This window comes from Streptomyces sp. NPDC048644, from assembly GCF_043199105.1.
Lineage (GTDB): Bacteria > Actinomycetota > Actinomycetes > Streptomycetales > Streptomycetaceae > Streptomyces.
On record NZ_JBICVO010000012.1, the window covers coordinates 59,456 to 72,379 of the forward strand.

Sequence of the window (12,924 nt, forward strand, 5' to 3'; positions counted from 1 at the left end):
CCCGCGTCGTAGACGAACACCGGATGGTTCACGCGGCGGGATCCTCCGGCGCGGTCAGCGCCTGGGCCATGCCGGCCCGTGCGGCCACGACGTCCTCATCCGTGATGTCCACCGCCGCGCCGGACAGCACCGGAGCGGCGTCCGTGGCCGCGATCGCGGCATCGATACCCGCGAACCGGCGCACCACGACCTCGTCCTCCGCCATCTGCCGTCGCACCGCGGCCGTGACGTACGCCGAGACATCGAGGCCCAGCGCCTCGGAGGCTTCTTGACCGCCGCGTGCAGCACCGGGTCCATGCTGATGCCAAAACGCGTCTTCGTAGCCATACCCCAAACCGTAATGCGCCGTGTTGCACGGTTGCCGCGCATCGCACGGCCCACTGTCAGTACCGCCCTTTACGATTGATCGGGCAGCTCAGTTCCTGATCGAGCTGAAGGACCGGCCGGGCGAGGAGTATCAGAGACACCATGGCGTTCATGAGTAGGAACACCCCTCGACCCGAGGACCGGCCCCTCCTCCGCGAGCTGATCGACATTCCGGAGCGGGTATCGACCTCCGACTTCGTGCTGAAGCTCGGCGAGGCCGTCACCCCCGAGGGCGCCGAGGCGGCCCTGCGGGACTACGTCGTCACCGACCGTCTGCGCGGCAACTTCGACGAGGCACTTGACCTGATCAAGTCCGCGCTCGACAGCCACTCCTCCAAGGCTGCTTATTTGCACGGCTCGTTCGGTTCCGGTAAGTCGCACTTCATGGCGGTGCTCTACGCCCTGCTCTCCGGACACCAGGCCGCCCGCTCCAAGACGGGCCTCGACCCGGTCCGCGCCCACCACTCCTGGCTGGACGCGGGAGATCGCAAGTTCCTCCTCGTCCCGTACCACATGCTCGGCGCCAAGTCCCTTGAGCAGCGCATTCTCGGCAAGTACGTGGAGCACGTACGCAAGGTGCACCCCGGCTGCGATCTGCCGCAGGTCTATCTGACCGACGGCCTCTTCGAGGACTTCGCCGCCCATCGCCGTGGCAGCGGCGACGACCGTGTGATCGCGCAGCTCGCCGAGGCGGACAGCGGCGAAGGCGACGAATGGGGCGAGGCGTTCGCCTGGACCACCGAACTGCTCGACCGGGCCGTCGCCGCACAGGAGGAGCACGAGAACACCAAGGGCTTCGACCTGGACAACCCGACCACCCCGCAGGAGCTGCGGGCCCGGCTCGTCCAGGACCTGACCAAGACCCTCTTCCCGTCCTTCGCCCGCAACGCCTCGGAGAACGCCGACGGTTTCGTCTCCCTGGACAAGGGACTCGGCATCATCGCCGCGCACGCCAGGGACCTCGGCTACGACGGCCTCGTCCTCTTCATGGACGAGCTGATCCTGTGGCTGGCCACCCTCATCCACGACCAGAAGGCGCTCGGCCGCGAGGCCGGCAAGGTCACCAACTTCGTGGAGGGCGCCGACGAGCGCCGCGCCATCCCCGTCGTCTCGTTCATCGCCCGCCAGCGTGACCTGCGCGAGCTGGTCGGCGAGGAGATGTCCGGCGCCGCCGAGGCCGCCGTGCAGGACACGCTGAAGCTCAACGGCGGCCGGTACGACTCGATCGTCCTGGAGGACCGCAACCTGCCGACGATCGCGCAGGCCCGTCTGCTGCATCCCGTCGACGACGAGGCCGAGGCGAAGGTCGCGGCGGCCTTCGACGACGCCAAGAAGCTCGGCCCGGATGTCTGGCAGACCCTGCTCGGCCACAAGGACTCCACCACCGGCGCGGACGAGGACGCCTTCCGGCGCACGTACCCCTTCCCGCCGGCGTTCATGGACACCCTGGTGCACATCTCCGGGGCGCTGCAGCGCTCCCGCACCGGCCTGAAGCTGATGAGCCAGCTCCTGGTCGACCACCGGGACGACTGGCGGCTCGGCCAACTCGTACCGCTCGGCGATCTGTACCCGGCGATCGTCGGCGGCGGCGACAAGGCGTTCAGCGGCGAGACCAGCGTCCACTTCGAGGCGGCTGACAAGCTGTACCGCGAGAAGCTGCGCCCGTACCTGCTGAAGACCAACCAGGTCACCGAGGACGACGTGGAGACGTACAGGCGCCGCCCGGAGACGATCAACGACCCGCAGCTGAAGGCCCGTTGCCGGGACTTCACCGGTGACAGCCAACTGATCCAGACGCTGCTCCTCTCCGCGCTCGCGCCGAGCGTCCCCGCCCTGTCCGACCTGACCCTGGCCCGGCTCAATGCGCTCAACCACGGGTCCATCACCACCCGGATCGCCGGAACCGAGATCGGCCGCCTGGAGCAGAAGGCGAAGGAATGGGCGGCGACCTTCCCCGAGATCAAGGTCGCCGGCACCGGTCCCGGCGCGGTCGTCCGCCTCGAACTGACCGGTGTCGACCTCGACGCGGTGCTCGCCAACGCCCAGGTCCACAACAACCTGGGCAACCGCCGGACCAAGATGCGCACCCTGCTCAAGGAGGCGCTCGGCGTCACCGACGGCACCGGCGGGTTCGACCCGTACGACACACTCGACCTGGTGTGGAAGGGCACCGAGCGGCAGGTCGAGGTGGTCTTCGGGAACGTCGCCGACGTCGACTCGCTCTCCGACGCGGCGCTGCGGCCCAGCCAGGAGGACGCCTGGCGGCTCGTCGTCGACTTCCCTTACGACGAGGGCGAGTTCGGGCCGATGGACGACCTCCAGCGGCTGCGTACGCTGCAGGAGAAGACAGGCGGCGACTCGCGGACCCTGGCCTGGCTGCCCACTCATCTCACCGACGCCACCCGCGGCGACTTCGAACGTCTCGTCGTCATCGACAAGGCACTGTCCGACGAGGCCCGCTTCGACTCCGAGTTCGCGCGCAGTCTCAACGCCGACGACAAGGCCCGCGCCAAGGGCATGCTGCAGTCGCAGCGGGAGGTCCTCACCGAGCGCGTCCTGGGCGCTCTGAAGCAGGCGTACGGACTCGCGCAGAAGCAGGAAGGCGTCGTCGACCTCGGCTTCGGCAACCACCTGGAGGCTCAGCAGCAGGTGGCGGACCTGCAGCTGCCGATCGGCGCGCAGATGGACGACGCCGCACGTCAGCTGTCCGGGAAGCTGCTCGCCCACCAGTTCCCCGCCCACCCCGACCTGGATCCGGAAGGCACCGGGAAGCCGCTGCGGGCCGCCGAGATCAAGACCGTCTTCGAGTACGTGCGCAAGGCCGCCGAGGACCGTGACGGGCAGGTGGAGGTCGAGTCCAAGGACCGCAAGGTCATGGCGCGGATCGCGGGCGGCCTCAAGCTCGGTGTGATGCAGGAGGCGTACTACCGGCAGTCCAACGCCTGGCTCGACCACTTCAACGCGCAGGCCCGGCGGGACGGGGTCGCCGAGCCGACCCTGGTCAAGCTCGCCGACTGGAGCGACCAGCCCGACCCGCGCGGCCTGCCCGAGCCGCTGCGTCGGCTGCTCGCCGCCGCGTACGCGGAAATGTCCGACCGCGTGTGGGTGCGCGGCGGGGTCGCGGTCGAGCCCGCACCGCTGCCGAGCGATCTGAAGCGTGACTACGCGCTGCGGGAGCAGCCGCTGCCCACCGAGGCGGACTGGGCGGAGGCCCGCAAGCGGTACGAGACGGTGTTCGGCACGCCCGCACCGCAGTTGCGGCGTGGGCGGATCGTGAACCAGTTCGCCGGCGAGATCCGCAAGGCCGCGAACGCGTTCGCCACCGATGCGGAACGGCTCGTCACGGAGCTGGAGAAGCACCGCAGCTTCCTGCACCTGGACGACGCCTCGCCCCGCCTCGTGCTCGCCCGGCGGGCCCAGGAGCTGGTGGACGCGGTGCGGGCGGAGAACCTCGGCGCCAAGGCCGTGGTGGACCGGCTGGCCGGCTTCGACCTCGGTGCCTTCACCGCGCACCGGTACAGCATGTCGCTGACCAGTGCCAAGGCAGTGGCCGATGCGCTGCAGAACACCAGCTGGGGCGAACAGCTGGAGCTGGCCGACACGCTTGGCCGGGACGGTGCGGCGATCCTGGAGCGGGTGCGCGACGCCGCGGCCGGCGACCCCGGCGACTACCCCGACCTGCCGGCCGTGCTGAAGAAGGGCAGCCGGGAGGTGATGGCACTGCTGCGGTCCCGGCAGAGTCCGCCACCGGCCCCGCAGCAGCCCACCGCCCCGGCACCCAGCTCCGACACGGTGCCCCTGGACGGCGGCTCCGCTCATCCGCAGGTGCTGCCGACGCCGCCGCCCACGCCGCGTGATCCGGCCCTCCCGGTGGCCCGCTCCGGTGGCGGTCGGACGACGGCCGCCCGGGCGACTGCGCAGCTGCAGGCCGAGATCGCGGCACTCGCCGTGGCCCACCCCGACGCCACCGTCGAGGTCACCTGGAAGGTCGTCGACTGATGTCCGGCACGATCACCATCGCACCCGCCACCGGGCCGGGGCCCACAGCTGCGGATCCCGCCCGGCTGTCCGTGAGCACGGTCCGCCAGTTCATCGCCGCGCGCAGCAAGCTCTGCGACGGCGCGGTCCGCGTCATGCTGCTGCGGGCTGCCCCGCAGTGGGACGGGGCTGCCGTGCAGCCGACGGTGGGCGGGACGCAGGTGCGGGTGGCTGTCGCACCGTCCGTCCTCGCGGTGCACGAGCAGATCCTGGACCACCTGGAGGCGCAGGTCCCGCCGGAGCCGCGTGTCCTCGTCGTCCTCACCGACCGGGAGAACACCGAGCTCGACCCCGGTCTGCTCGCCCGCGTCTACAGTCGCCGCATCAGGTCCGTCGACAACTGGGAAGTCGTGCAGGAGGCGTTCGGCGCGAGCGGCCTCGACACCCGCCTGCGCGGCGAGACCTGGGCGGCCGAGGCGCTCCTGGACGCGGCGGGCACCCGGGGCTGGCGCTCGATCGGCAGAGGCGTGCTCTCCCGCGACGAGGCCCTCACCCGGCTGACCCGGCGCCGTCTCCGCCTCGACGACAGCAGCGGGGACACATCGGCGGGGCGCGTCCTGCCGGGAGAGTCGGACCGAGTCGACCCCGTCGCCCTGTTCCGGTGGACCCTCACCCCTGGCGGCCCGGACCTCCTGCGCGAGCTACGCGGACCGGAGAAGGCCGGCCTCGCCCACTTCCTCGCCGCACCCGAACAGGGCGGCTCCACAGGCAGGGTGATCACCGCCCTGGTCGATGCCGAGCACGGCCCCGACGCAGCTGCGTACGCGGTGGTCTGCGCCGCCCTGTGGGGACACGCGGAGGCCGACCACGACCTGTACCGCGCGCGCGGCCGGGCCGAACGGTGGCTCGGCGAGCAGCCGCCCGCCCAGGGCGACGAACTCGACCGGCTCCTAGCCTCCTTCGCCCGCAGCGGCGAGGCATACGTACGCGATCTCGTCCACCGGGACGAGCGCCGTCTCGCCGACCCGGTGCTGACCCGGGCCGCACAGCTGGTCGCCCAGTTCGGGGCGCAGGCAGCCGCCACCGCCAGTCCGCTCCTGCCCGCCGGGCTCGACGCCCGGTTCACCGAGGCCGGTCACGCGCTGACCGGCGGCTCCACCGAGGCGGTCACGGACTCCGTCGCTGCGCTCCGCGCGCACGCTCTTGCCACCGGCGACGGCGAGACCCGGGCCCGGATCGAGCGGGTCCGGATGGCCGTACGGCTGCAACGGTGGCTGGCCGGGAACCCGTCGGACGAGATCGAGTCGGTGAACGACGGGACGGACCGCCAGATCCGCGAACTCGGCTGGGCCGACCGCGCCCTGGAACACCTGGAGGCGGGCGGCGACCCCGACTCCGTACTCGCCGCCGCGTACAGCCGGATCGGCGACCAGGTGCGGCGGACCCGCCGCACGCTCGACCACGCCTTCAGCGAGCGGCTCGCGGTGTGGACGGCGGACGGCAGCTCCCCCGGTTCCCTGCTCACCGTCGAGTCCCTCCTGACGCGAGTCATCACGCCGGTCGTCGCCGAGCCGGGGCGCCGGGTCCTGCTGCTGCTCCTGGACGGGATGAGCGCGGCCATAGCGGCCGAGCTGGGGCAGGAACTGCGCGAGCAGTGGGCCGAGTTCGACCCGCTTCCCGGGGCTCACGGCGAACCTGTGCGGCGTGCCGTGGCAGCAGCGCTGCCCACACTCACCGCTGTCTCGCGCACCTCGCTCTTGACCGGAACTCTGATGAAGGGCGACCAGGACGACGAGAAGCGGCTCTTCCCTCAGCACTCCTGCTGGCAGGGCGCCCCGGCGGCCGTCTTCCACAAGGACGACCTGCGCGGCCCCGACACCGGCTCGCCCTTCTCCACCGCCCTCGGTGAGGCCCTCGCCGACGAGCGCATGCATGTCGCCGTCGTCCTCAACACCGTCGACGACCGGCTTGCCAAGGAACAGAAGCTCGGGGACGGCGCCTGGCAGACCAAGGAGGTCGGCGGTCTCGAGCCGCTGTTGCGGGCCGCGCGTGCGAACGGCATGACCGTGCTCCTGACCTCCGACCACGGCCATGTCATGGAACGGCGGGGCAGCAAGCTCGACGCGCCCGCAGGCACCATCGGTTCGGCCCGCCACCGCGACCCCGGCGGCCCGGTCGCACCCGCCGAGATCGCACTGGCCGGGCCGCGGGTGGTCTGGCCGGAGCCCGGCTCGCGCATCGTCTCTCTGCGCGACCACGACGCCCGGTACACCGCCCTCAAGGCGGGTTACCACGGCGGCGCGACCCTTGCCGAATTCACCATCCCGCTGCTCGCCCTGCTGCCCTTCGGCACTGAACCACCGGAAGGATGGCGGGAGTTGGGCGATCCAGCTCCGCTGTGGTGGTCGGATGAGACGGGCATCGAGACGGAATCCGGCGCCGAGGCCGTCACCTCGTCCGGCACCGCTGCCTCCCTCGCCACGCCGTCGCGTCCGCGCCCCAAGCAGTCCAGGAAGGCCGCCCCGCCCGTGACAGAGGGAGTCATCGGTCTCTTCGGCGATGAGGAACTCGCGCCTCTCACACCTCAGAAGCCCGTCGGCCCCGCACCGGAGACCGAAGCACCCTCCGCCCCGGCCCAGCCGCCTGCCGTCGCGCTCGTGGAACGGCTCGTCGCCACCGAGCTGTACGCGGCGCAGCTGGACCTGCTCGCCCGGAAGCCGCGGGATCCGTCCGTCCTGCCCAAGGCGCTGGTCGCCCTCGTCGAAGCGGGCACTTTGCCCATGACCGCTCTGGCCGAACGCGCGGGCCAGTCCGCCGGCCGCGCCCCCGGTTTCGCCGCGACCCTGGCCCAGCTCCTCAACTACGACGGCGCCCAGATCCTGGAGATCCTCCCCGACAACCGCACCCTGCGCCTGCACCGGGCCCAGCTGATCGAACAGTTCGGACTGCATACCCCGTGAGCACGACGAACCGGATCCGTCCGCCGGCATTCCGGCGGTCCGGCGACCTCCCTGATGGGAGACTGTCCGGGTGAACGCGTTCGGATCCTCAGCCCCTCGTGCCGGTGCACCCGTCGGCGCCGTACGCCGCCGCGCCGTCGTGGACGCGCTGCGGCGCGGCGCCGTCCCCGAGAGCGGCCTCGACCTGCTCGCCACCGGCCTGGGCCGCTTCGAGCTGGCAGTCGACGAGGAACTGGACACCGTCGCCGCCGGCGGCTCGGTGTTCAAGGCGGTGCGCGGTGAGTACGGCTCCGGCAAGACCTTCTTCACCCGCTGGCTCGGCGAGCGCGCCAAGCGGCGCACCTTCGCCGTGGCCGAGGTACAGGTGTCGGAGACCGAGACCCCGCTGCACAAGCTGGAGACGGTCTACCGGCGGCTCACCGAACGCCTGACCACCGCAAGCTTCCCGCCCAGCGCCCTGCGGCCCGTAGCCGATGCCTGGTTCTACGCCCTTGAGGAGGACGCGCTCGCCGACGGCGCGACCGAGAGCGAACTGCCGCAGGCCGTGGACCGACTACTCACCGCCCGCCTTGCCGAGGTGTCCCGCCAGGCCCCCGCCTTCGCCACCGCCCTGCGCGGGTACAAGCAGTCCCTGGACGCCGGCGACGAGGCGACCGCCGCTGCGGTGATGGCCTGGCTCGGCGGCCAGCCGCACGTCGCCGCTGCCGCACGTCGCAGCGCAGGAGTCCGCGGCGACCTCGACCACTTCGGCGCCTTCGGCTTCCTGCAAGGCCTGCTGACCATGCTCAAGGACGCGGGGCACGCCGGGCTCGTCCTCGTCCTGGACGAGGTGGAGACGCTGCAGCGGGTCCGCTCCGACGCCCGTGACAAAGCCCTCAACTCCCTACGCCAGCTCATCGACGAGGTTCATTCCGGCCGCTTCCCCGGCCTCTACCTCGTCATCACCGGCACGCCCGCCTTCTACGACGGACAGCAGGGCGTCCAGCGTCTCGCCCCGCTCGCCCAGCGCCTGGCCACCGACTTCACCACCGACCCGCGCTTCGACAACCCGCGTGCCGTGCAGATCCGGCTTCCTGGATTCACCGAGGAGTCCCTGACCGGTCTGGGCGCCACCATCCGCGACCTGTACGCGGACGGCGTCTCCTCCCCCGACTCCGCCGAGCGGATCAAGCGGCTCGCCGATGACGCGTACCTTGCAGACCTGGCAAGGACCGTGGGCGGGGCGCTGGGCGGGAAAGTCGGAGTGGCACCGCGCCTGTACCTGAAGAAGCTTGTCGGGGACATACTCGACCGGATCGATCAGTTCGACGACTTCGATCCGCGTATGCACTACAAACTGACCCTCGGCAGCGGCGATCTCACTACCACCGAACGCAACCTCGCCGCGCCACCGGCGGCCGCGTCGGCCGACGACCTCGATCTCGACCTCTGATCTGTCCTCTTCCCCTCCCGTTCCCGGAAGACCAAGCGCAGGGAGCCACCCACGTGCAGGACCAGCCGCCCGGCGCCGACCCACTCGAACGCCTCGATCCGGTCGTCCTACACCACATCGTCAACACTCTCGGATGGCCTGATCTGCGCCCCCTGCAGAAGACCGCCGTGGAACCACTGATGGACGGCGAGGACGCGATCCTGCTCGCGCCGACCGCGGGCGGGAAGACGGAAGCCGCCACCTTCCCCGCCCTGTCCGCCATGCGGGAACAGCACTGGACCGGCACATCCGTCCTCTACCTGGCCCCACTCAAAGCCCTCCTCAACAACCTCGTCCACCGCGTCGACACCTACGCCCAGTGGCTCGGCCGCCGCGCCGCGCTCTGGCACGGCGACACCCCGGAGTCCGTACGCCGCCGCATCCGCACCGAGTCGCCCGACTTCCTGCTCACCACACCCGAGTCGCTCGAAGCGATGCTGATCAGTGTCAAGACCGACCACACGCACATGCTCGGCCGGGTCCGTGCCGTGATCATCGACGAGGTGCACGCTTTCGCGGGCGACGACCGGGGCTGGCACCTGCTTGCCGTGCTCGAACGGCTGGAGCGGCTGGCCGGTCACCGGATCCAGCGGATCGGGCTCTCCGCCACCGTCGGCAACCCGGACGCACTGCTCACATGGCTGCAGGGGGCACGCCCCGCCGAACGCCCGGGACGGGTCGTCGCGCCCGGCATCACCCTTCCGGACACGTCCGGGAACACCCCGCTGCCGAGGCCCGCGGGAGACATCGAACTCGACTACGTCGGCTCGCTCGCCAACGCCGCCAAGGTGATCTCCGCCCTGCACCGCGGCGAGAAGCGTCTGGTCTTCTGCGACTCCCGCAAGCAGGTCGAGGAACTCGGTGCGGCGCTCCGGGCCCGCGACGTCACCGTGTTCCTCTCGCACGCCTCACTCTCCACCGATGAACGGGCCCGCTCCGAGCAGGCGTTCGCCGAGGCGCGCGACTGCGTCATCGTGTCCACCTCCACCCTGGAGCTCGGCATCGACGTCGGCGACCTCGACCGCGTCATCCAGATCGACTCCCCCGGCACCGTCGCCTCGTTCCTACAGCGGATCGGCCGCACCGGCCGCCGCACCGGCACCGCTCGCAACTGCCTCTTCCTCGCCACCCGGCCCGAGACGTTGCTGCAGGCCGCCGGGCTGCTCACCCTCTGGGCCCGGGGCTGGGTCGAGCCCGTCACGCCGCCACCGTCACCCCGTCACCTCGTCGCCCAGCAGCTGCTCGCGCTCACCCTGCAGGAGCACCGCATCGGCGACCGGCTCTGGCCGGCCCGGTGGAACGGCCTCGCGCCCTTCGATCGGTCGGCCGCCCCGCTCCTGAAGCACCTGATCGACGAGGGCTTCCTGGACAGCGACGATGGCATGCTCTTCATCGGCCCCGAGGCCGAGAAGCACTTCGGCCGCCGCCACTTCATGGAACTCACCGCTTCCTTCACCGCGCCGCCCGAGTTCACCGTCCTCACCGGGCGCACCGAGATCGGCACCACCGACCCCACCGTGCTCACCGAGGAACGCCCCGGCCCGCGCCGTCTGCTGCTTGCCGGGCGCAGTTGGCAGGTCACGTTCATCGACTGGGCCCGCCGCCGTGCCTTCGTCGAACCCGTCGAGGACGGCGGTGTGGCCAAATGGCAGGGCAGCGAGGCCCGCGGCCTCTCGTTCGCTGTGACCCGCGCCATGCGCGACGTCCTCCTCGGCACCGACCCCGACGTCCGGCTCACCCGCCGTGCCACCGCTTCCCTCGCCGAGCTGCGCACCGATCGCGCTCCTCACGAGGTCCACCCGGCCGGCACTCTCGTGGTCCGCGATGCCGATGCCACACGCTGGTGGACCTGGGCCGGCTACCGCGCCAATGCGACCCTCGCCGCCTCCCTCGGCAACCTCGCCGATCCCGTCCAGCGGCCCTCCGACACCCATCTCCGCCTGCGCCAGGACCTCTCCCCCGCCGACTGGAAATCCGCCCGCGCCGAACTCCCGGGCGCCCTCACTCTGCCCACCGTCGACCCGCGCGCCGTCCGCGGCCTGAAGTTCTCGGCTGCCCTCCCGCCACGCGTGGCCACCGCCACACTGGCCGAACGCCTCGCCGACTTCGACGGGGCACTGGCCACGGCGCGAGAGCCGGTACGGCTCGAATGGGGGATGTGAACTCCGCTCCTGACAGCGTGAGTTCCGCTGCCGCCCCAGGTCTCCTCTCCTCCGGGCATCGCTGCCACCTCTGCCACGCCCGCCGGGCCTCGGCCGGTGAGGCCCGCGAGAACTCTTCCTGCGCAGGGCCCAACCTGGCTGCATCCTCGACGACAGCCGGGGGCCAGCTGCTCCTCCCGGACGGCGACGGCCAGCAGGTCGTCGAATGCCTCGTAGTCGTCGTAGGCGGACGGAAGCGCGGGCAGCGCCTCCTCGCCGAGTCTGCGGACCTGCCGCCGAGCCTGCCTCGTGTGCACGCGGCGCCTCTGCCGCGTCACGGCCGAGGATCTGGTTCAACATCTGCAGTACGAGGGCTCACGCCCACTGCAAGCCACCCGCGCCCACGTACGACCCCACCTGCAAGCCCGTCAGAACGAGCATCGTTTCAGCGTCAGGACTTCCAGGACACCCCGTCCGCAGACCAGGCGACAATCAGCCACTGCGCCGGAAAAGCCGAGGCCAGAGCCCACAGAGCCAAGCCGTCACGCCTCGAACTGTTTCCTTCAGGGAAAGACGTCGAATCTCAGCTCGCCCTCACAAAACCGCAGCTCAGGCCCCCTTGCCCGCCTTCTCCAGAATCGCCACACACTCCACATGATGCGTCACCGGAAACAGATCGAACGCCCGCATCCGCCGCGGCACGTATCCCGCCTCCTGGAAGTACTTCAGGTCGCGGGCGAGGGCCGCCGGGTCGCAGGCCACGTAGGCGATGCGGCGGGGGGTGAGGGCGGTGAGTTGGGTGACGGTTTTTTTGCCGGCGCCGGCGCGCGGGGGGTCGAGGACGACGAGGTCGGCTTCGGTGATGCCGGTGCGGGGGAGGATCGACTCGACCTTGCCGTGTTCGATGCGGACGCGGTCGAGGTCCTGGAGGTTGTGGCGGGCGTCCTCGACGGCGCGCTTGCCGGATTCGATGCCGAGGACGGCGCCCTTGTCGCCGACGCGTTCGGCCAGGGCTCCGGCGAACAGGCCGACGCCGCAGTAGAGGTCGAGGGCCATGTCGCCCTTCTTCGGCATCAGGCCCTGCATGACGGCCTCGACGAGGAGGTCGGCGGCCTTCGGGTGGACCTGCCAGAAGCCGCCGTTGCCGACGCGCCAGGTGCGGCCTGCGGCGCGCTCGCGGACGAAGGGGCGGCCGTGGACGCGGTGGACGCCGCCGTCCTTCTCGTCGACGCGGAGGACCGAGACGGGCTTGTCCAGTTCGACGAGGGGGAGGCGCCCGCCGGGCTGGGGGGTGAGGATGACCTGGCGGTCGTGGGAGCCGGTGGCGGCGATGGCTTCGACGGAGGCGATCTGCGGCCAGGTGCGGTTCTCGATGCCCAGTTCCTTGACGCCATCGGCGGCGATCAGGCAGTGGGTGACCGGCTCGACGTCGTGGGAGCGGTGCTTGCGGAGGCCGGCGTGGCCCTCGGCGTCGACGGCGTACTGGACGCGGGTGCGCCAGGCCGGGACCTCGCCCTTGGCGACCTTGTCGCCGGGGGCCGGTTCGACGGTGCCGTCCCAGCGGGCGTCCTCGGGGGTGAGGCCGGCCAGCCGCTCCAGCTGCTCGGTGATCACCGCGCCCTTGAGGCGGCGCTGGGCGCCGGGGGCGGCATGCTGCCAGTCGCAGCCGCCGCACTTGCCGGGGCCGGAGAAGGGGCAGGGCGCCTCGACGCGGTCCTTGGAGGGGGTGTGGATCTCGACGGCGTCGGCGCGCAGGAAACGGGCGCCCTCCTCGCCGTCGGTGACGCGGGCGGTGACCCGCTCGCCGGGGAGTGCGTGCCGTACGAAGAGGACCTGGCCGCCTTCGGTGCGGGCGATGCAGTGGCCGCCGTGCGCGACCGGACCGACCTCGACCTCGTACTCCGCGCCGACCAGCGACTTCTCGGGTTCTGTCTGCATGGCGGCGAAGCTCCAAAGGTGGGGGTGGCGCGGCGGGGCCGCGGCCGGGTACGGCGGGACGACAGCCTTC

At 71.4% G+C, this 12,924-nt stretch carries 6 protein-coding genes; 4 read left to right on the forward strand and 2 right to left on the reverse strand.

From position 1 onward, the window contains the following. Positions 1-28: 28 nt before the first annotated feature. Positions 29-205 (reverse strand): hypothetical protein, encoded by a 177-nt coding sequence (locus ACGFNI_RS25310; protein ID WP_393686932.1) that lies wholly within the window; start codon positions 203-205, stop codon positions 29-31. A 263-nt stretch (positions 206-468) separates the two neighbouring features. Between ACGFNI_RS25310 and ACGFNI_RS25315 the strand changes: the two genes are divergently transcribed. From ACGFNI_RS25315 to ACGFNI_RS25330, 4 genes are all read left to right on the forward strand, one after another. Then, entirely contained in the window at positions 469-4,365 is a 3,897-nt protein-coding gene (locus ACGFNI_RS25315) for a phage resistance protein (RefSeq protein ID WP_393686933.1), read from the forward strand. After that, positions 4,365-7,304, forward strand: a complete 2,940-nt coding sequence (gene pglZ, locus ACGFNI_RS25320) for a BREX-2 system phosphatase PglZ (protein ID WP_393686934.1) — start codon at positions 4,365-4,367, stop codon at positions 7,302-7,304. Before ACGFNI_RS25315 ends, pglZ begins: the two co-directional genes overlap by 1 nt. A gap of 70 nt (positions 7,305-7,374) precedes the next feature. Continuing rightward, positions 7,375-8,736, forward strand: coding sequence for a BREX system ATP-binding protein BrxD (gene brxD, locus ACGFNI_RS25325; RefSeq protein WP_393686935.1), 1,362 nt, complete (start codon positions 7,375-7,377; stop codon positions 8,734-8,736). Positions 8,737-8,789: 53 nt separating this feature from the next. Further along, entirely contained in the window at positions 8,790-10,937 is a 2,148-nt protein-coding gene (locus ACGFNI_RS25330; RefSeq protein ID WP_393686936.1) for a DEAD/DEAH box helicase, read from the forward strand. Between the two features lie 588 nt (positions 10,938-11,525). Here the strand turns inward: ACGFNI_RS25330 and ACGFNI_RS25335 are convergent. Next, complete coding sequence (locus ACGFNI_RS25335; RefSeq protein WP_393686937.1) at positions 11,526-12,854, reverse strand: class I SAM-dependent RNA methyltransferase; 1,329 nt, start codon at positions 12,852-12,854, stop codon at positions 11,526-11,528. Positions 12,855-12,924: the final 70 nt, after the last annotated feature.